Below are 20598 nucleotides of genomic sequence, written 5' to 3' on the forward strand. Positions count from 1 at the left end.
ACCATTAGGAAAAAAAGAAATGCGTAAGGCACAACAGGGTACTTCGTATTTAGCAATTTTATTTGGGGTGGTTATATTTGCGGTTGCAGTAAAAGCTGTACTTGCAGTTTGGCCAGCATATTGGGATGATCGGCTGATTAATAATCAGATAGAAGAGCTTTTACAAGAAAGCTCTTCTGAGATCACACCACAAAAGTTTGTAACACAAATGGATCAGCGACTCGAAATGAACAATATTCGTGATCTCCACTTTAAAGAGATCGCTCAAGTGTTTAATCAGTCAGGTCTAACGGTCAAAAAGAAATATGAAGTAAGAAAACCTTTCTTATTCAATATTGATTTAGTTTTAACATTTGAGAAAAGTTTTGATAAAACATCAGTTCAAACTAAGTGATCCTCGCTTACTGAGTCGAATCGGATATCAATTTAAGCAGCTTGAATTGTTACAGTTAGCTTTGACTCATCGTTCGGTGAGTCACAAATACAATTACGAGCGCTTAGAGTTTCTCGGTGATTCATTATTAGGCATGATAATCGCCAATTATCTATATCATGCCTATCCAAATGAAAATGAAGGTCGTCTCACGCGTATGCGTGCGACCTTAGTTCGCCAAGAAGCGTTAGGTAAGATTGCAACTGATTTGCAACTTAGTCGGTGTTTAATATTAAGTACAGGTGAGTTGAAATCTGGTGGTCATCATCGTGAGTCAATATTAGCAGATACGGTAGAAGCGATTATTGGTGCAATCTATCTTGATAGTGGTGATCTCAACTTACTTAAAGATATTGTGCTAAAATGGTACATACCCTATTTAGACCATATAGAACCTACGGATCAACTCAAAGATCCGAAATCACGTTTACAAGAGTATCTACAAGCACGTAAAAAACCTCTCCCTGTTTACGAGGTTGTAGATATTCAGGGTGATGCACCTCATCAGCACTTTAAAGTGGAATGTGTGGTAGATGGTTTACCGAAGATTTATGGTGAGGGTTCAAGTCGTCGTTTTGCCGAGCAGGCAGCAGCGGCGGAAATTTTAAAGTTATTGGAGCAATAACCTGCATGTCGATGCATTCTGATCAAATCAATCCAGATTCAAATGAAAACCAAGATCCTAATAATCTGATTGATCAATTTTTTAGTTCCAAAGGCGTAACAATCCCTTCGGATTTTAAGAGCGGATTTGTGGCGATTGTGGGACGTCCAAATGTGGGTAAATCTACCCTTATGAACCATTTATTGGGTCAAAAGCTCTCTATTACTTCGCGTAAACCTCAAACAACACGTCATAAAATTATTGGTATTGATTCGCGTGAAAAAATGCAGGCGGTATATGTAGATACCCCAGGTATGCATAAAAAGGAAGTGCGTGCTATTAATAAAATGATGAACCGTGCTGCTCATTCTGCATTACGTGACGTTAACTTAGTTTTATTCGTTATCGATGCTTATAAGTGGACTCAAAACGACGATTTAGTGCTTGAAAAACTCAAGAACGCTGAAATGCCGGTTATTTTGGTCATTAATAAGGCGGACACTTTTGAAGATAAAAGAGAGATTCTTCCTCTCATTCAAGAACGTGCCAAACTTATGAATTTTGCTGAGATTGTTCCTGTTTCTGCTTTGCGTGGTGCAAACTTGGAACACTTGAGTGAAACGATTGAGAAATACCTTCCTTACCAACCACCATTGTATTCATTTGATCAGATTACTGACCGCTCTGAACGCTTCTTGGCAAGTGAAATTATTCGCGAAAAAATCATGCGTCAGTTGGGTGAAGAGCTTCCTTATGATTTAACAGTACAAATTGAATCTTTCAAAACAGAAGAAGCAACTGTTAATGAAAAAACTGGTCGTTTAAAGCCGGCTTGTACCTATATCGATGCAACGATTTTTGTAGACCGCGCTGGTCAAAAAGCCATTGTGATTGGTGAAAAAGGTACTAAGCTTAAAACGATTGGTATGGATGCTCGTAAGGACATGGAAAAAATGTTTGAGCAAAAAATTATGCTCACACTTTGGGTAAAAGTGAAGGGTGGCTGGTCTGATGATGAGCGTGCTCTAAAAAGCTTAGGATATAGTGATATCTAAAGGATAAGGATGCTGGTATGAAAACAATTACATCATTAATCGCTATAGTTGGATGTACATTGATGTTACAAGGTTGTGTATATAAGCTTGTAACCGTACCAGTAGGTATCGCCTATAAAACTACCAAAGGTGTAGTTAAAGGTACGGCAGCTGTTGTAGGTGCTGTTATTCCTGACGGTGATGATGAGGATGATAAAAAAGAAAAAGAATCTGAGGAATAGATTCTTTTTATGATGCGCAATGAAGTCCTCCATGGATATATGATTCATCACCGTAAGTACCGTGAAAAAAGTCATATTGTGCATCTTTTTACTCAGGAATATGGGCGAGTCGATGGTATTTTAAGACAGACTCCGCCCCCTCAATATCAACCTATTCGACTGCAAGCCACAGGTAAAAGTGAACTCAAAAATTTTACTAAGCTGGAAATATTAAATCAGCCTGTTTTCTTTTTTGGTGATGCTTTTTTTGCTGGTTTTTATCTAAATGAAATTGTTCTTAGACTTTGCCCATTAGAAGAGGCAATGCCGCAATCTTTTGAGCAATATCAATTAACCCTGCTTCAATTACAGCAATTATCTTCCCACGAAAATCCTGATCTTTTTCTGAGACAGATTTTGCGTCAGTTCGAACATGTTTTACTTCCTGAGCTGGGTTACGCGATTGATTTCTCAATCGATACTCAACAACAGCCAATACAGGCTCACCAGTTTTATCAATTTCAGGTGACCGAAGGTTTTGCGCCCGTTGTTCAGGCAAGTCGTTCTTCATTGTCAGGTAAAGCAATTTTATCTATGTTGGATTATGAGCAAGGCCAGGATTTTTCTCACGAACAATTGCAATTATTAGGTAAACTATACCGTCAAATGATTACATCGCTTTTAGGAGATCGTCCCCTAAAAAGTCGACAATTGTGGATTCAAAATACTCAAACTCAATCGTAATTAGGATTTATTTATGGCTGCATTGCTTGGTGTAAACATAGACCATGTTGCTACTTTGAGACAGGCGCGCGGTACTACTTATCCAGACCCTGTAGAAGCTGCTCTTATTTGTGAACAAGCGGGTGCAGAGGGGATTACTTTGCATTTGCGTGAAGACCGTCGCCATATTCAAGATGATGATGTACGTCGCATGCGTCCATTATTAAAAACGCGTATGAACCTAGAGTTGGCTGTTACTGATGAAATGGTCGAGTTTGCGAAAGAAATTCAGCCGCAGCACGTGTGTTTTGTTCCAGAAAGACGCCAAGAAGTAACAACTGAAGGTGGTTTGGATGTAGTGGGTAACTTTGAAAAAGTTAAAGCTGCAACTCAAACTTTAGCGGCCATTGGTTGCGACGTATCATTATTTATTGATGCTGATTTAGCCCAAATTGATGCAGCAGTTGCGTGTGGCGCACCTACGATTGAGTTGCACACGGGTGCATATGCAGATGCGGAAACGGAGCAAGATCAACAAGCCGAGTTAGAGCGCATTATCAAAGGTGTTGAGTATGCAGCTTCAAAAGGTTTGGTTGTAAATGCAGGTCATGGCCTTAACCTTAAAAATATTGCGCCAATTGCAGCTATTCCACAAATTCATGAATTAAACATTGGTCATTCAATTATTGCTGAAAGTGTTTTTGTAGGTCTGGTTCAAGCTGTTAAAGATATGAAAACAGCGATTCAGGCAGCAGGATAGTTGGTTATGTCGAGTATCAATTACGATGAATTAATGCAACCTGTGGTGGCCTTTTTAGGGTGTCAAACACCAAAAGCATGGTTGGATGAAGCAATCAAAAATTTAGATATCTTGATGCAAGATCATGCTAATTGTGAAAAGAAAGCTGCTAGTACAGCAATGAACTTAATGTTCCGCTATAGCTTCTTTCCTGACTTACAAGTAAAACTTGCCCAACTTGTACGAGAAGAAATGCTTCACTACGAACAAGTGCTTGAGCTTATGGCTAAGCGTGGTCAAGAGTGGACTGGTTTAAGTGCTGGGCGTTATGCAGGTGGGTTGCGTAAAGAGATACGTACGTATGAGCCTGAAGCTTTAATTGATGTACTGGTGATTGGTGCATTCGTAGAGGCTCGTTCATGTGAACGTTTTTATGCACTTGCTCCGCGTGTAGATGATGAGTTAGGACGTTATTATCGATACTTGCTTAAGTCAGAGTCTCGTCATTTTGAAGACTATCTAGCTCTTGCGCTTGATGTGGCGAAAACTGCAAAAATGAAAGATCCTAAAGAGGATATTCAGCAGCGAATTGATCATATCCGTGAAGTTGAAAAGAATCTGATTTTAACCCCAGATAATACTTTCCGTTTTCATAGTGGTATTCCTGCTTAGTCTTGGATGTCTCTAATAAAAAAGTTTACCTTTTACGGTAAACTTTTTTATTAGGTGAACATTATCTCTTCTGCAGTAAGCATGCTCTGCTTTTAGTTTTTTAATGCATTAATCATTTAATAAATATATTTTTTCTAGATTTTAATTTCTCTTAAAATTTTTAAAAAAACTTTTATTTTTTTAGGCTAATAATAAATATTGTGTAAATATAAAGGCTGATATGTTCATCATGAGTTCAACTGAAATAGTTGATCATTTCTAAGGATATAAGAATGTTAGCATTAGTTACAGGTGCCTCAGCGGGCTTTGGTTATAGCATTTCAAAAAAGCTGATTGAGTTAGGATATAACGTTATTGGTTGCGGAAGACGAGCAGAAAAACTAGAAGAACTAAAACAAGAACTTGGTGAGAAATTCTACCCATTAGTATTTGACATGATAGATACGGCAGAAAATATAAATAAAGTATTGGTTGATTTGCCAGCAGAATTTCAAATCGGTCAAATTGATTTATTGGTGAATAATGCTGGATTGGCATTAGGATTGGAACCCGCTGATAAAGCAGAATTAGATGATTGGTATACGATGATTGATACCAATGTTAAAGGGCTTGTTACGATTACCCGATTAATTTTGCCAAGTATGGTAAAGAAAAAATCAGGTTTGATTATTAATATGGGCTCAATTGCAGGTACATATCCATATCCGGGTGGTAACGTGTATGGGGCAACCAAAGCATTTGTGGAGCAATTTAGTCTAAATCTTCGTGCTGATTTGGCTGGTACTGGTGTGCGCGTAAGTAACATTGAACCAGGGTTGTGTGGAGGTACTGAATTTTCTCTTGTGCGTTTTAAAGGTGATGAGGATAAAGTAAACAGTCTATATGATAAAAAGAATCCACTTTTGCCTGAAGATATTGCAAATACAGTAGCTTGGATTGCTTCACAACCGCCACACATTAATATTAATCGTATTGAAATGATGCCGACCACCCAATCTTTTAATCCTTTAAAAGTGGTTGAAGTGGAATAATAATTTAAGAAGAAAATATATTCTTTCGAGTTAGGTTAGAGCGTTAAACCTAATAAAGACTCTAAGAAAAAATTAAATCCTCTATCTGCTGATAGAGGATTTTTTATAGTTATTGATAAATTTATGGCAAAAAAAAGCCCGCTTTAATGCTGCGGGCTTTTTAGTATTTGGCTCTCCCACCTGGGCTCGAACCAGGGACCTGCGGATTAACAGTCCGTCGCTCTACCGACTGAGCTATGGGAGAATCTGCATGCGATTATAAGGAGATTTTGAGAAGGGTCAAGTCTAAATTGTCATGTTTACTTCATTTTTGTGTTGTATGCTTTTTATTTGATCAGTTGAGTGATGAGTTAAGAAATTACTTGCACTTTAAAAAATCAATTGCTAGATTCAAAAAAGAACAAGCGTTTGGAGAAATCCAAACAGTGTGGATTTAAACCAACTTGCCAGCACTAAAATGGCTAAATCGGAGATAAGTATGAAAACGCTTACGATCACTTCTATTTTTTCTAATTTTGATTTCTATCAACACAATTATCTGAATATCTTAAATCAATCAGAATCTTATTACACACCCGTAGACGGTGCATGGATTAATGCTTATCCTTTCAAAAAGCAGGATTTATATTTAGGCGATTTATTGCAGCTTTGGTTTAGCGCTAAATGGAATGTGCATAATTCACTTAAGATTTTAAAAAGCTCGAAACTACTAAACTCTTCTGAATCTTTATATATTTTTCAATTAGAAGGGGAGTTATTGTTGGGTAAAAATAAAGTTTTAGCTTGGTCTGTAGAGCATCAAGAAATTATAGAACTCCAACTTAAAAATATTTGGGCGCCGTATCTGATTGCACAAACTTGTGAACGTCCAGATAATTCAGATGACTTAATAAAAAAGGCAGCGGTTTAAGGCTGCTTTTAATAATTATGAACGAATAATCATGCAGGTTGCTGTTGCATAGGCATACAGTTTACCTTCCTCATCAATAATCTTTCCTTCAGAAATACCTAAATTTTTACTTAAATTAATAACTTTGCCTGTTGCAATTAAAGCCTGATTTTGGGGAATAGGGCGGCACATTTTTACGTTAAGGTCGATTGTGCCGTAACCTACACCCGCAGGTAACATCGTATGTACTGCACAGCCAGTCACTGAATCTAGGACGGTGGCAGCAAAACCACCATGTACGCCACCGAGTGGATTTAAATGGTTATGATCTGCTTGAGCTTTAAAAGTAACAGATCCTTCTGAAATTTCAGTAGGTTGCATAGGTATTGTTTTACTAATGCTGGCAGGTGGAATATGGCCTTCTATCATTGCTTGTAAAAATTCAAGGCCAGTCATTTCCATCGGATTTTTCATTTTTTGGGTCCTTTAATTCTTTAAGTTCTAAAATAGAACTTGATATTAGCCTATTATTAAGTCATCGATAAGTCAATTCTAGTGTTAAAGATTGAACTGATAAGTTGAATCTTAAAAACTTGTCCATTTAATATAAAACTCCTTTATTATAAAAATTGAATTAAATGAGTTGCATAACAAATTAGATAGATAAGAAAGACTTCTTTTACACTATAAGAAATAACAGGAGCATAAGGACAATGCTTTTTAAAATTGCACTCATAATGGCGGCTTTTGCAGCAAATTCTGTATTGTGTCGTTTGGCTTTGGCAGGCCAACATATTGATCCAATGACTTTTAGCCTCATACGAGTAGCAAGTGGTGCGGTTGTTTTATTTGGACTGTTTTTATATTCAAAATCGTCTCAAACCAAAGTCCAATGGAGTTTAAAAAACGCATTTTTTCTAGCGTTTTATATTTTGGCATTTTCATATGCTTATCTTCAGATCGACGCTGGTATTGGTGCTCTGTTATTGTTTGGGGTTGTACAGCTGACTATGGTGCTTTATGGCTATTGGCAGGGTGAACAGATTGGCATATACCGTGGTATAGGCTTATGTATTGCTTTGACTGGAATCAGTGTTTTGTTATTACCCGGTACTCATGCGCCTGATTGGGGATATGCTCTAATTATGGTGATATCTGGTTTGGCATGGGCGGGATACAGCATCGCGGGTCGCAATATGACGCAGCCTATTGGTAGTACGTTGGCAAATTTTACGCTAGCTGTGCCAATGGTTTTGTTGGCAAATGTATTACTTGCCCAAGATCGCTACATTGACGTGCAAGGATGGATCTTAGCGATTTTGTCGGGTGGTGTCACTTCAAGCGGGGCTTATGTACTCTGGTATGCGATTTTGAAGCATATTGATCGGATGACAGCGAGTACAGTACAGCTAAGTGTGCCATGTTTGGCGATTATAGGTGGAAGCCTATTTGTAAATGAGACTGTGACAGGGCGAGTGATTTTATCGAGTTTTATGGTTTTATTTGGAATTTTATTAGTTATTTATGTAAGACCTCAAAAAGCCAAAAATGCATAAGTGAATTAAAAAGGGTTCTCTCAAGAGAACCCTTTTTGTGCAAAATGCAGATTATTTCGCAGCTTTTTCAGCTTCAATTGAAGCGATAGCAGCGTCTACACCTTCAATTGAGTCAGCAGCTTTTTTGATACGAGCTAACGCATCAACGAGTACTTCGTCAGCTGTTGCATATGAAATACGCATAAAACCGCCTAAACCAAATGCATCACCAGGAACAACTGCTACGCCAGTTTCTTCCAATAACCATTCAGAGAACTCTGTGCAAGATTTTAAGCCTTTTGCACGAATAAGAGGGCGAATGTTTGCATAGGCATAGAAAGCGCCATCAGCAGGTAAGCAAGAGATACCTTTAATATCATTTAAGCCATTTACAACTAAGTCATGACGGCGTTTAAACGCTTCAATCATAGGTTGTAAAACGTCTTGTGGACCATTCAATGCAGCTTCAGCAGCAACTTGTGAAATAGAAGTTGGGTTAGAAGTTGACTGTGATTGGATCTTTTTCATTGCACCAATGATTTTTGCTGGACCGGCTGCATAGCCAATACGCCAACCTGTCATTGCGTATGCTTTAGAAACACCGTTTAAAACAATCGTGCGGTCATATAAATCAGGAGCAACAGTTGCGATGTTGTAGAACTCATCTTCCCAACGAATCGGTTCATACATATCGTCAGATGCAACAAATACTTGTGGATGACGACGTAAAACTTCAGCTAAAGCTTCTAATTCAGCTTTGCTATAAATCATGCCTGTTGGGTTAGATGGGCTGTTTAATACAACTAAACGAGTGTTAGGTGTAATAGCAGCTTCTAATTGTTCAGGAGTGATTTTGAAGCGTTGGTCTTCGCCACATTTCACAATGACTGGAGTACCTTCAGCAATAATAACCATATCTGGATAGCTTACCCAGAAAGGTGCTGGAATGATTACTTCATCGCCTTTGTTTAATAGAGCAAGTGCCAAGTTAAAGAAACTTTGCTTACCACCACAAGAAACCAAAATCTGGTTCGCTTGATAATCAAGATTATTATCACGCTTGAACTTAGCAATAATTGCTTTTTTTAACCCAGGAGTACCATCTACAGCCGTATATTTGGTGAAACCATTATTAATCGCTTCGATTGCAGCATCTTTGATGTGTTGAGGGGTATCAAAATCTGGCTCGCCAGCACCTAAACCAATCACGTTCTTGCCAGCAGCTTTAAGTTCAGCAGCTTTGTTTGTTACAGCAAGTGTAGGGGACGGTTTGATAGCATTGACACGATCAGAAAGACGTACGTCCACGGCAATATTCCTCTTATGGGATTAAAAAATAAAAAGCATACTATCTTATCGCAAAAATTAAGCAATTTGCGGATACGGGTATTTTTAGATGTAAAAAAGTTTAATTTAAGAAGATTCTTGTTGCTGTTTTACTCAATTGAAGCTTTTTTGAAAAGAAATGATAAAAATCATTTATAATAGGTCGCAATCGAAATTTCGAGAATGAATCATGACTGAGCAACAGCCAAAACAGAAAAAGGCTTTGGTGAAATTGCCATTCCCAATGCCGAATGAAAGCAATCAAGCAGATGATGCGGTACACAACCAAGTGCGTCCAAAACCAGAGCAATACGCGGATAGAACATGGATGCCTCCCCGTGGTACGCGTCGTTCTATGGGAAAACGCTAATTTTGAAAAACAGGCAATATGCCTGTTTTTTATTGATTGAATAAAATTTCTTGATAATAACTTTTTTTCTTTTGATACATGTGATGGTCTGCTCGTTTTAACATGTCCTCAATTTGTTCATTTGTTTGAGTGGTTGCATGTCCAATTGCAATACTTACTGGATGGCTTGAATAGTATTGATTGTCGATATTAAAAAGCTCCTGAATCGTTTGAAGCATAATTTGAACGTGCGCTTCATCTGCGCCTGGCATTAAGATCACGAATTCATCACCACCGATTCTGGATGCAGTATATGCTGTATTTGAAATAGCCTGACTTAAAATATTTCCAACACGGCGTAATAAACCATCTCCAATATCATGCCCAAACTGGTCATTTGTTTCTTTTAATCCGTTCATATCTAAAAAAATTGAAGAAACTGGTCGAATAATACTTCGGTTTAACCGGTTAAGTTCCTCTGTAAAAAAAGCACGGTTATATAGTTTAGTAAGAACATCGTGTTGCCCTAAATATTCAAGATAGTTTTCCGCTTTTTTCCGTGCAGTAATATCTGTCAGTGCAACTTGTACCAGCCCCCAAGTCTCTTCATATCCTGGAAAAACGGTAAATTGAAGTAAGACATTTCTTATTTGGCCATCTAAAGCGTAGTTAATGGCTTCACGTTTGTGATGAATATTACCTTGCCATAACTCAATGAGTTGTTCTCGAAAGGTTTCAACCATTTCTTCAGCAAAAATCTTGTGTGTATTTCTTAAAAGTGTCGACTTATCAGGAGCTTTAAATAAATCTATCGTGGCCTGATTAACATCTAAAATTAAAATATCCTCTACACACTGGCGGACAAACTCAGGATGAACATCTAGAAAAGTTCTAAAATCTTCAATTCCCAATAGCCTAAGTTGATCAATTCTATTTTTTATACGGCTGAAATCCTCGACCCACAGCGAAGTAGGCGAGTAGATAAACATAGATTCAGCCAGTCGACGATTTTTTTCTTCCTGACGGAGTGCATTTTGATAAGGGGTAATATCTTCTGTAGTAATTAATACACGTTCAAAGGTAGATTCAGAACCAGGTAAAATGGAACCTCTTAACTGAACATCAATACGTTTGCCTGATAAGGTGTAATTCACGGTAGTGCTTGAAAAATGGGTTTTGCCATTCTATAACGCTTCAAGCTCATAAATATGTGATTCGAACATTTCCTTTTTAAAAATGAGATTCAAATTTGAATATAGTTCTTCGTGTGTTGTTGCTTCAAAAAGTTCTAAAGTTTTTTGGTTAACACGAATAATTTTAATTTTATGAGCGCATTCGATAACTAAGTGTTTATTTTGATTTAAAAATTCATGAAGGTTTTCAATTCCTTGCTTTCTCCATAAATCAAATTGTTGTTTAACTTCACTGAAATCTTCAATCCACATCGGAATTGGGCTAAGGTCAAAAATCGAAGAATCTAAAGTTTCCATATGTTTCTTTAAGTATTCAGTTTGCCTTAAAGTATAATGAGAAAAATTAAGATTTGGGAGGATAAAGAGTTTAAATATATTAGAATAATTAAAAATAAAAGGATTAAATGTAATTAAAAATAAAATAATGAGAAAGCAGAGATTATCTGCTTAACTCATAAATTCATAAGAAAAATTAACGATTAATAGGGTGATCAATGTTTTTTTCACCACGCCATAACTTAATAAAATCTTGCTCATCAAAATCGTAAAGTTCCATCAGTGCAACAACTGCACTTACAAAAATCATGGCACCCTCAGAGTTTCCATGAAGATTGAAAATTTTACCGTTTAACTTCCCTAAAATATCACTAAGCTCATGATCACGGCCTCGTCCATAACGATCTCGTGGGTACAACTCTTCATTTAAGACAATAAGAGCTATGGCTTTTTCAGCATCTAATAAATCAGTTTTATCTAAAGCTTCTTCAAATGATTCACTGCCATGATTAAAGTAAAAAATAACTTCATCATTAATGAAACTTTGTACCATCTTTTGAGTTAAAGTCGGAAATTGTGATACTGCATTATCTTCTACATAGGGTTTAAAAGATTCCGGAAAGATAACGTTATGATAAATCCCTTTAAAAAGAGGAGCGATTTCGGAAACTTTATAACCAGCAATGCCACAACCTAATGCAGTAATGAAATATTTCATTTTAGGATGATTTTTTGTGTATATCTTAAAGTCTTCAACATAATGCTGAATTTGTGAAAGTGGCATTTGTTGAATGTGTTCATTTAAAGTTGGAATTGCAAAGCTTTGACCAGCCCAGCCACGACCTACACCTTCAACTGCTCCGAAGTGCTGACTTGCAACGCGCGCTGCACCACTACCGTGTTGTCCAGCAAGATTACTTCCAAATACAAAAACTGTATCTTCGGGAAGTTCAGTTACAATACTTTCATCATGATATTGATAGGTCATGGTTATACTTTTTGTTTAATGGATAGCTTCATGTTGCAACCGATTAGGGTATTGGTCAAGTGTTAAGATGCTTAATCTTTTACATTGAATTTCCAGCTCAATTTGGACTTTAAATTAAGATAAAAATCCCCATTAAAAGGGGAGACGTTAAATTCAATTTTTCATAAAGAGAGATAACTTTGAACGAAAATCAACCTTTTGATTTGGTCACTCATTATCAGCCAGCAGGTGATCAGCCACAGGCCATTGAAAAGCTGGTAAATGGTATCGAGCATGGTTTTCGTAATCAGTTATTACTTGGTGTAACTGGCTCGGGTAAAACCTATACCATGGCGAATGTGATCGCTCAAACACAGCGACCTACAATTGTGATGGCTCATAACAAAACTTTGGCTGCCCAGCTTTATGGAGAGTTTAAAGCGTTCTTCCCTAATAATGCGGTTGAGTATTTCGTAAGTTACTATGATTACTATCAACCCGAGGCTTATGTTCCATCCTCAGATACTTTTATTGAAAAAGATGCCGCTATTAACGATCACATTGACCAGATGCGACTATCAGCAACACGTGCTCTATTAGAGCGTCGTGATGCAATTATTGTGGCATCAGTTTCTGCAATTTATGGTTTGGGTGACCCAAATGCTTATATGCAAATGTTACTGCATGTGGTTGAGGGCGACCGTGTAAGTCGTGATGAAATTATCCGCCGTTTGGTTGAAATGCAATATACGCGTAATGAACTTGAGTTCTTACGTGGTACATATCGAATTCGCGGCGAAATTATTGATATTTTTCCTGCCGAATCTGATCAACACGCGATTCGTATTGAACTGTTTGATGACGAGGTCGATTCGATCCGTTGGTTTGATCCGTTAACGGGTAAAATGGTTCGTAAAGTTCCACGTGTTACGATTTATCCAAAAAGCCACTATGTAACGCCGAAAGATCATCTGACTCGTGCAATTGATACAATTAAAGATGAATTACAAGATCAACTTAAATTCTTCCGTGAACATGACAAATTGCTGGAAGCCCAGCGTATTGAGCAGCGTACCCGTTATGATTTAGAGATGATGCAACAGTTGGGCTATACCAATGGTATTGAAAACTATTCAAGACATTTGTCTGGTCGTCCAGCTGGTGAAGCGCCTCCAACTTTATTTGATTATGTACCAGAAGATGCATTGCTGATTATTGATGAATCACACGTTACAGTTCCGCAAATTGGAGCGATGTATAAAGGTGACCGATCACGTAAAGAAAATTTAGTGAATTACGGGTTCCGTTTACCAAGCGCACTTGATAATCGACCAATGAAATTTGAAGAGTGGGAGCGCATTGTACCGACGACCATTTTTGTCAGTGCAACACCTGCTAAATATGAGCTAGAAAAGTCTGACCAAGTAGTTGAACAGGTGGTACGTCCAACAGGACTAATCGATCCTGAAATTGAAGTTCGTCCTGTATTAACTCAAGTTGATGATGTTCTTTCTGAGATCAATATTCGTAAGAATCTAAATGAACGTGTGTTAGTGACCACTTTAACAAAGCGTATGGCGGAAGATCTGACTTCTTATTTAAAAGAATATGGGGTTAAAGTCGCTTATTTACACTCGGATATTGACACGGTTGAACGTGTCAAAATTATTCATGAGTTACGTACAGGTGTATTCGACGTTCTAGTCGGTATTAACTTGTTGCGTGAAGGTCTCGACATGCCAGAAGTTTCTTTAGTTGCTATTTTAGATGCAGATAAAGAAGGTTTTTTACGTTCAGAACGCTCACTCATTCAGACAATTGGTCGTGCCGCGCGTAACGTGAAAGGTAAAGCAATTTTATATGCTGACCGAATTACTGATTCTATGCAAAAAGCAATAGATGAGACTGAACGCCGTAGAGCTAAACAAATCGAGTTCAACGAGTTGCATGGTATTACGCCACGTAGTGCTGTTCGTCAGGTCATCAAAGAAATTGATTCAGGCGAAGTGCTTTCAGACGACGAAATTGATGAGAAGGTGCTTGAACAAGCACAAGCTTTAAGTGCTGACGAAAGACATATTCTCTCTGATCCAAAATTGTTTAGTAAGCATATTACTAAGCTTGAAAAAGAGATGTTAAAAGCTTCGAAAGATTTACAGTTTGAGCAAGCAGCACGGATACGTGATGAAATCATTCGACTAAAAGCGCAAATGTTGCAATAAACGAATACATAACGCTACATAATGTGTTTAAAAAACAAGCTACTGTAGATATTTGAGTTCTTTTGTATTCACAACTAATCGTTGAGGGCAACAATGGCATTTCGAAATAATGTTCCGCAAGCCAGCTGGCGTTTGGTTAAAATTGCGTTGGGCGGTGTCGTTTTGGCTGGTTTGGCTGGTTTGGCTGTTGGAACCTATGTCTATGCCCAGCCGAAACCTTTGCAAACTGTCTATAAAGTTGAACTGGACCGATATTTAGGTGTTTGGTATGAAGTCGCGCGTAAACCTGCATTTTTTCAAAAAAAGTGTGCTTATAATGTATCTGCAACCTACACCTTAAACGAAAATGGAAATGTAGTAGTAGATAATCGCTGCTACGATAATAGAAAACAATTACAGCAATCTATCGGGGAGGCCTTTGTGGTTAACCCGCCATATAACACCAAATTGAAGGTAAGTTTTTTACCGGAAGCTGTAAGATGGATTCCGGTAATCCGTGGGGATTACTGGATCTTAAAGTTAGATGAAGACTATCAGACTGTTTTGGTTGGGGAACCTTCACGTAAATACCTTTGGGTGTTATCAAGAGACCCTCATCCAGAGCAAGAAGTGGTAGATGAATATTTAAATTATGCAAAAACATTAGGTTTTGATATTCGAGATATTATTCGTACAGAACATAAAGAATAGTGGTATATGTCTGTTTAAGAAAAAACCATGTTTTTACATGGTTTTTTCTTTTTTATAGTGGATAAATCAAGTATTGTAGTGAGTTGTTTTTACTAAAGTCTAAGAGGTTGATGATGTTTAAGGGCGTGATCTTGTCTGTCATGGCATCATTCACTTTTGGTGTACTTTATTTTTATACTCAATTATTAAGCCAGCTCGATAGTGAGCAAACTTTTGGATGGCGCATTATTGCAACACTACCGTTCCTTACTTTATTTATGTGGTGGAGTGGTGATTTAGCTTATATCAAAAATATCTATCAACGTATTTTGGCTAAGCCTTCTTTACTATTATTATTAATCACAACCTCTATTTTAACCTCAGTACAACTTTGGCTTTTTTTGTGGGGGCCGATGCATGGGCGTGGGTTACAAGTCTCTTTGGGATATTTCTTATTACCGCTGGTTCTTGTCTTAGCTGGAAGTGTGTTGTATAGCGAAAAAATATCAAAATTTCAATGGGTAGCAATTATTCTTGCAGTCATTGGCGTTAGCCATGAGATATGGCGTTTGGGAAGTATTGCGTGGGAAACTGCATTGGTAGCAGTTGGATATTCTGCCTACTTTTTATTACGTAAAAAAATTAAAACAGATAATTTAGGGGGCTTTTGGTGGGATTTGGTCATTATTATGCCCGTTGCGATTTATTTAACTCATACAGGTTTGCTGCCATACGGTAAATTTATAGACCAACCGAGTCTTTCTTTGATCATTATTGGGCTTGGAATTTTAAGTGCTATTGGTCTGGGAAGTTATATTCTAGCAAGCCGCTTTTTACCTTTAGTTGTGTTTGGACTCTTAGGATATTTGGAACCTGTATTACTTGCTTTAGCTTCTTTGGTTTTAGGGGAGAGCATTGGTCAAGAAGAATGGTTCACTTATATTCCGATTTGGTGTGCTGTTTTTGTACTCGTTTTAGAAGGGGCAATTCATCTTTATCAACAACGGCAAAAAGCCCAAAATCTGCAACTTAATATCACGAAATATCAAAAAAGATTAAAAAATGATGAACTCAAATAGGCCGTCAGAACCTAAAAAGTAAGAAAAAGCAAAAATTTAGCTGCTTTAAACAATAAGATAATAAAAAATAATTATAGGTATTTTATGAATTTATGATGAATTTTAGGAAAATCTAGTCACTAACGTCAGCTTTTGATTCATTCTTGCCAATAATTCCATTACAATTACGGGGTTTTAAAAATCACGCCTAGATATAATTAATTAGAGGACGTATCTGTGAGCAAAGACACTATCATCGCCCTGCACGCTGAACACCAAGGCCGTTGGAAAAACCGTGAAGAAATCGCGGAACGTATGATTGCATTAATCGGTCAATTATACCGTGAAAAAAATATTGTCGTATCTGTTTACGGTCGCTCTTTAATTAACCGTTCTGTTATCCAAATTTTGAAAACTCACCGTCGTACACGTGTTGTAGACGTTGAACTTTCTGTTGTAAACACATTCCCAATTTTAGAAGCTTTAGCAAAAGTTGAAAATATTGGTTCTGCAGAAGTTGATATCGGTAAACTTGCTGTTGAATACAAAGAAAAAGGCGGTGATGTTGATGCTTTTGTTGCTCAATCAGTTGAGTCAATCAAAGGTAGCGCAACTTCTGAACAACCTAAAGATGTAGTTCTTTACGGTTTTGGTCGTATTGGTCGTATCTTGGCTCGTTTAATCATTAGCCAATCAGGTTTAGGTCGTGGTTTAAGCCTTAAAGCAATCGTTGTACGTAAGTCTTCTGACGGTGACTTAGCAAAACGTGCTTCTTTACTTCGTCGTGACTCTATTCACGGTACTTTCGCTGGTACAATTTCTGTTGATGAAGAAAACGAAGCAATCATTGCTAACGGTAACTTCATTAAAGTGATTTATGCGTCTAGCCCAAGTGAAGTTGACTATACTGAATACGGTATTGAAAATGCACTTTTAATCGACAACACTGGTAAATGGCGTGATGCTGAAGGTCTAAGCCAACACTTGAAATGCCCAGGCGTTGCACGTGTTGTATTGACTGCACCAAGTAAAGGCGAAATGAAAAACGTTGTATTTGGTGTAAACAACACAGATATCTTAGATGAAGACAAAATCATCTCTGCTGCAAGTTGTACAACAAATGCAATTACTCCAATTCTTAAAGTATTGGATGACAAATATAAAGTTCTTAACGGTCATGTTGAAACTGTTCACTCATTTACAAATGACCAGAACTTAATCGATAACTACCATAAAGCAGATCGTCGTGGCCGTGCTGCTACTTTGAACATGGTAATTACAGAGACTGGTGCAGCTAAAGCGGTTGCTAAAGCATTACCTGCATTGAAAGGTAAATTAACTGGTAACTCTGTACGTGTTCCTACACCAAACGTATCTCTTGCAATCTTGAACTTAACACTTGATAAAGAAGTTGATCGTGAAGAAGTGAACGAATACATTCGTCAAATTTCGATTAACTCTAACCTTCAAGGTCAAATTGGTTATACCAACTCGACTGAAGTTGTATCGAGTGACTTTATCGGTTCTCGTACAGCAGGTGTATACGATGCTCAAGCAACGATTACTTCTGGTAACCGTTTAACTGCTTACGTTTGGTACGATAACGAAGTTGGTTATAGCTGTCAGGTATTACGTATTGCTGAACAAATGTGCGGCGTAAGCTACAAAAAAATCCCAGCAGAATTGAATGCTTAAGATCATTTAACGATCTATAAAATATTTTCACAAAAAGACCCAGTTTAGACTGGGTTTTTTTACAACCGTACAAAATATATGCTGACTATTTTTTGTAAATAAATGAGAATACAAATTAAGGAAAAAAAGAAAATAGTAAGGGATAGGAATTGTCGCAGTTTAAACGTTTGTTGGTCGTTTTTGTATTTATCATTATTGCCAATTTATGTGGTGTACTCATTGCAATATGGGTATTTAAGCACTTTAATATTTATATTCCACTTAAAAATCAGGCGGTTGCTATTGATTTGCAAGAGCCTCTACAGGTTAAGGTTAAAGTACAAGATGCTTTAAATGTGGATGTAAAAGGGCGCGTAAATGCCAGTATTCCAATTGATGAGAAACTGAATATTCCTTTAACACAAACATTAACTCCACGTGTTTACTTCGATAATATGGTGCCGATTAGCACAACCATCCCGGTCAAAGAAACATTAAAAGTTGAGCAAAATCTACCAATTGATACTAAGGTTCAGGTGCGAGTTTTAGGCCGTGATATTACGTTGCCATTGAAAGGGACAATTCCATTAAAACTTGATGTGCCAATTGATATTAATGTCCCGCTTGAGCAAAAGGTTCATTTAAAATTTGATGCTCCAGTACGCACGGTATTAAAAGAAAATCTACATATTCCTTTAAAAGCAAGATTAGACACGAATATCCCAATTGAGGGTAATTTAAATGTACCTGTTAAAACTGCATTAAATGCTTCAGTTGATGTGAAAAATACTTTGCCTGTTAAGATTGCAAATGGTGAGTTAAAGATTCCTCTGTCCACTATGCGATTAAATCGAGTATTAGGTTCAGAAACATCACAAAAGACAGCTGATCAATAGGGTGGATGCTAATGTTCCGTTCACTCAAGAGTATGGTAATCAGTTTCTTTTTAATGATGATTCTTGCGGCTATTATGTTTTGGGTGTATCTCAACATTCAGGCAAATTTAGTCGTTTCTGCTCATAATGCTGATATTAGTTTACCTGACTCTCTAGAAACAAAAATCCAAGTTGGCAATACTTTACAAGTTCAGTCTATTGGTAAACTTGATACAACTTTAGATATAGACCGCCAATTAACTTTACCTTTAAAAGGCAAATATTTAGCAGATTTAAATTTTGCCGTAGAAACACCTATTACGGTAAGTGTCGATTATTCAACGACTCTAAAAATTGATCAGGTTATGCCTTTAGAAACCACCACAGATTTGGTTTATCAAAGTAAGTTTTTACCAAAATTTCCACTTAAATTAGATATCCCTATTAAATTAGATGTGCCTTTTAATTTAAAACGTAGTTATACCGTTCCCGTTAAAATTGTTTTTGATGGTCCTGTTTATTTTGAATTCGATGAACCCGTAAATTTATCGGTGAAACATCAGTTTAAACCAAGCCTAAACGTAAATGATCCTATGGAAATGGGTAATGTCTCGTCATTTAATGCCATCATGTATAATTCTGTGCCAAAAACAAAAGCAAATCTTGATATGCAAATGACCTTACCTCTGCGCAATGTTCATCCTTGATAATTAAATAAATTGGCTAAATTTTATTTTTTATAAGGATCCTATTTGCAAAACTAAAAGCATCTGCTGGATTAAAGATAAAACAGATCGTTATAAATGGAATTGTTCCATTTTCTATTCGAGAATTTTATGAAAATATGGCAGAATAGGCGGTTTTAGAGTTTTTAGAGGATTGGCAGATGCGCTTTGTTGATGAAGCAGTCATTACCGTAGAGGCTGGCGACGGTGGCAATGGCGTAGCCAGTTTTCGCCGTGAAAAATTTGTACCATTTGGTGGCCCAGATGGTGGTGATGGCGGACGTGGTGGAAGTATCTATATTCAAGCTGATGACGATACAAGTACGCTAGTCGATTACCGTTACACACGTAAATTCCGTGCTGAGCGTGGAAAAAACGGTGCAGGTGCTAACTGTACTGGACGTGGTGGTGAAGATGTGGTTTTAAAAGTACCCGTTGGTACAACAATTGTTGATACAGATTCAGGCGATATTATTGGCGATTTGGTTGAAGACGGCCAAAGAATTCTGGTTGCTGGTGGTGGTGAAGGTGGTTTAGGTAACACTCACTTTAAATCATCAACTAACCGAGCACCGCGTAAATGTACGACTGGTACAAAAGGTGAGTTCCGCGAAATTCGTCTTGAATTAAAAGTATTGGCAGATGTTGGTTTGCTGGGTATGCCAAATGCCGGTAAATCTACTTTCATTCGTGCTGTAAGCGCTGCAAAACCAAAAGTGGCAGATTATCCATTTACAACCATGGTTCCAAACTTGGGTGTAGTCGATGCTGACCGTCATCGTTCATTTGTAATGGCCGATATTCCTGGGTTAATCGAGGGTGCAGCAGAAGGTGCTGGTTTAGGAATTCGCTTCCTTAAACATTTGGCACGTACTCGTATTCTTTTACACATTATTGATGTACAACCAATTGATGGTTCAGATCCAGCGCATAATGCAAAAGCGATTATGAATGAGTTGGCTAAGTTCTCACCAACTTTGGCTAAATTACCAGTTGTTTTAGTACTCAATAAACTTGATCAGATTGCTGAAGAAAGCCGTGAAGAGTGGTGTCAGCACATTCTAGACGAACTAGAGTGGACAGGACCTGTTTTTAAGACATCGGGCTTATTAAGCGAAGGTACAAAAGAAGTTGTGTATTACCTGATGGATCAGATTGAACAACAACGTGAACGCGAAGTTGAAGATCCTGAATACGCAGCAGAAGTAAGAGCTTTCCGTGAACAACTAGAAGTTGAAACACGTGAACAAACCATTGCGGCAAAAGAAGCATATCGTGCAATGCGTCGAGCACAACGTCTCGAAAGCATGATGGACGATGATGATGATTTTGACGATGATGAAGACGACAATGATGTAGAAGTCATCTACGTTCGTGACTAGA

The 20598-nt window shown here is 37.5% G+C and carries 22 protein-coding genes, 1 tRNA gene and 1 pseudogene; 19 read left to right on the forward strand and 5 right to left on the reverse strand.

The window, feature by feature from the left end; translation table 11 throughout:
• Nucleotides 1-19 precede the first annotated feature (19 nt).
• From KIP84_RS04805 to KIP84_RS04840, 8 genes are all read left to right on the forward strand, one after another.
• The gene (locus KIP84_RS04805; RefSeq protein ID WP_032055219.1) at nucleotides 20-394 is read left to right on the forward strand and encodes a DUF4845 domain-containing protein; all 375 of its coding nucleotides are present in this window, start codon (nucleotides 20-22) and stop codon (nucleotides 392-394) included.
• The gene (gene rnc / locus KIP84_RS04810; RefSeq protein WP_005067830.1) at nucleotides 366-1058 is read left to right on the forward strand and encodes a ribonuclease III; all 693 of its coding nucleotides are present in this window, start codon (nucleotides 366-368) and stop codon (nucleotides 1056-1058) included. Before KIP84_RS04805 ends, rnc begins: the two co-directional genes overlap by 29 nt.
• Before the next feature lie 11 nt (nucleotides 1059-1069).
• The gene (era, locus tag KIP84_RS04815) at nucleotides 1070-2092 is read left to right on the forward strand and encodes a GTPase Era (RefSeq protein ID WP_014207367.1); all 1023 of its coding nucleotides are present in this window, start codon (nucleotides 1070-1072) and stop codon (nucleotides 2090-2092) included.
• Nucleotides 2093-2109: 17 nt separating this feature from the next.
• Nucleotides 2110-2313, forward strand: coding sequence for an NF038104 family lipoprotein (locus KIP84_RS04820; RefSeq protein WP_005067833.1), 204 nt, complete (start codon nucleotides 2110-2112; stop codon nucleotides 2311-2313).
• A 9-nt stretch (nucleotides 2314-2322) separates the two neighbouring features.
• Nucleotides 2323-3036, forward strand: a complete 714-nt coding sequence (locus KIP84_RS04825) for a DNA repair protein RecO C-terminal domain-containing protein (RefSeq protein ID WP_016146115.1) — start codon at nucleotides 2323-2325, stop codon at nucleotides 3034-3036.
• A 13-nt stretch (nucleotides 3037-3049) separates the two neighbouring features.
• Nucleotides 3050-3775 (forward strand): pyridoxine 5'-phosphate synthase, encoded by a 726-nt coding sequence (gene pdxJ / locus KIP84_RS04830; RefSeq protein ID WP_017386244.1) that lies wholly within the window; start codon nucleotides 3050-3052, stop codon nucleotides 3773-3775.
• 6 nt (nucleotides 3776-3781) lie between these two features.
• On the forward strand, nucleotides 3782-4426 hold the full coding sequence (locus KIP84_RS04835) for a tRNA-(ms[2]io[6]A)-hydroxylase (RefSeq protein WP_213689416.1): 645 nt from the start codon (nucleotides 3782-3784) through the stop codon (nucleotides 4424-4426).
• Between the two features lie 272 nt (nucleotides 4427-4698).
• On the forward strand, nucleotides 4699-5457 hold the full coding sequence (locus KIP84_RS04840; protein ID WP_213689417.1) for an SDR family NAD(P)-dependent oxidoreductase: 759 nt from the start codon (nucleotides 4699-4701) through the stop codon (nucleotides 5455-5457).
• A gap of 168 nt (nucleotides 5458-5625) precedes the next feature.
• Here KIP84_RS04840 and KIP84_RS04845 read toward each other — a convergent pair.
• A tRNA-Asn gene (locus KIP84_RS04845) sits at nucleotides 5626-5701 on the reverse strand.
• 46 nt (nucleotides 5702-5747) lie between these two features.
• On the opposite strand from KIP84_RS04845, the gene KIP84_RS04850 reads away from it, so the two are divergent.
• The gene (locus KIP84_RS04850; protein ID WP_079381033.1) at nucleotides 5748-5894 is read left to right on the forward strand and encodes a hypothetical protein; all 147 of its coding nucleotides are present in this window, start codon (nucleotides 5748-5750) and stop codon (nucleotides 5892-5894) included.
• Between the two features lie 41 nt (nucleotides 5895-5935).
• Nucleotides 5936-6367, forward strand: coding sequence for a hypothetical protein (locus KIP84_RS04855; protein ID WP_213689418.1), 432 nt, complete (start codon nucleotides 5936-5938; stop codon nucleotides 6365-6367).
• A gap of 15 nt (nucleotides 6368-6382) precedes the next feature.
• Here KIP84_RS04855 and KIP84_RS04860 read toward each other — a convergent pair whose 3' ends face one another.
• Nucleotides 6383-6820, reverse strand: a complete 438-nt coding sequence (locus tag KIP84_RS04860; protein ID WP_032063319.1) for a PaaI family thioesterase — start codon at nucleotides 6818-6820, stop codon at nucleotides 6383-6385.
• Between the two features lie 239 nt (nucleotides 6821-7059).
• On the opposite strand from KIP84_RS04860, the gene KIP84_RS04865 reads away from it, so the two are divergent.
• Nucleotides 7060-7902, forward strand: a complete 843-nt coding sequence (locus KIP84_RS04865) for a DMT family transporter (protein ID WP_213689419.1) — start codon at nucleotides 7060-7062, stop codon at nucleotides 7900-7902.
• A 51-nt stretch (nucleotides 7903-7953) separates the two neighbouring features.
• Here KIP84_RS04865 and KIP84_RS04870 read toward each other — a convergent pair whose 3' ends face one another.
• Complete coding sequence (locus KIP84_RS04870; RefSeq protein ID WP_002118408.1) at nucleotides 7954-9189, reverse strand: pyridoxal phosphate-dependent aminotransferase; 1236 nt, start codon at nucleotides 9187-9189, stop codon at nucleotides 7954-7956.
• A 208-nt stretch (nucleotides 9190-9397) separates the two neighbouring features.
• Here KIP84_RS04870 and KIP84_RS04875 point away from each other — a divergent pair, with 208 nt between their 5' ends.
• Nucleotides 9398-9577, forward strand: a complete 180-nt coding sequence (locus tag KIP84_RS04875) for a hypothetical protein (protein WP_002118942.1) — start codon at nucleotides 9398-9400, stop codon at nucleotides 9575-9577.
• 29 nt (nucleotides 9578-9606) lie between these two features.
• Here KIP84_RS04875 and KIP84_RS04880 read toward each other — a convergent pair.
• Together KIP84_RS04880 and KIP84_RS04885 are read right to left on the reverse strand one after the other, a co-directional pair.
• A pseudogene (locus tag KIP84_RS04880) lies at nucleotides 9607-11046 on the reverse strand (diguanylate cyclase).
• Between the two features lie 175 nt (nucleotides 11047-11221).
• On the reverse strand, nucleotides 11222-12013 hold the full coding sequence (locus tag KIP84_RS04885; RefSeq protein WP_213689420.1) for a hypothetical protein: 792 nt from the start codon (nucleotides 12011-12013) through the stop codon (nucleotides 11222-11224).
• 179 nt (nucleotides 12014-12192) lie between these two features.
• Between KIP84_RS04885 and uvrB the strand changes: the two genes are divergently transcribed.
• The 7 genes from uvrB to cgtA all read left to right on the forward strand — a co-directional run bounded on the left by uvrB (nucleotide 12193) and on the right by cgtA (nucleotide 20597).
• Entirely contained in the window at nucleotides 12193-14214 is a 2022-nt protein-coding gene (uvrB, locus tag KIP84_RS04890) for an excinuclease ABC subunit UvrB (protein ID WP_002118463.1), read from the forward strand.
• Nucleotides 14215-14307: 93 nt separating this feature from the next.
• Entirely contained in the window at nucleotides 14308-14904 is a 597-nt protein-coding gene (locus tag KIP84_RS04895; protein WP_213689421.1) for a lipocalin family protein, read from the forward strand.
• 110 nt (nucleotides 14905-15014) lie between these two features.
• Entirely contained in the window at nucleotides 15015-15962 is a 948-nt protein-coding gene (gene rarD / locus KIP84_RS04900; protein WP_213689422.1) for an EamA family transporter RarD, read from the forward strand.
• Between the two features lie 216 nt (nucleotides 15963-16178).
• Entirely contained in the window at nucleotides 16179-17636 is a 1458-nt protein-coding gene (locus KIP84_RS04905; RefSeq protein WP_002118702.1) for a glyceraldehyde-3-phosphate dehydrogenase, read from the forward strand.
• A gap of 149 nt (nucleotides 17637-17785) precedes the next feature.
• Nucleotides 17786-18511 (forward strand): hypothetical protein, encoded by a 726-nt coding sequence (locus tag KIP84_RS04910; RefSeq protein WP_017399267.1) that lies wholly within the window; start codon nucleotides 17786-17788, stop codon nucleotides 18509-18511.
• An 11-nt stretch (nucleotides 18512-18522) separates the two neighbouring features.
• Nucleotides 18523-19197 (forward strand): hypothetical protein, encoded by a 675-nt coding sequence (locus tag KIP84_RS04915; RefSeq protein WP_016140309.1) that lies wholly within the window; start codon nucleotides 18523-18525, stop codon nucleotides 19195-19197.
• Nucleotides 19198-19376: 179 nt separating this feature from the next.
• Entirely contained in the window at nucleotides 19377-20597 is a 1221-nt protein-coding gene (cgtA, locus tag KIP84_RS04920; RefSeq protein ID WP_002118576.1) for an Obg family GTPase CgtA, read from the forward strand.
• Nucleotide 20598: the final 1 nt, after the last annotated feature.

Source organism: Acinetobacter sp. BHS4 (genome assembly GCF_018454425.1).
In the GTDB taxonomy this organism is placed as follows: Bacteria; Pseudomonadota; Gammaproteobacteria; order Pseudomonadales; family Moraxellaceae; genus Acinetobacter; species Acinetobacter pittii.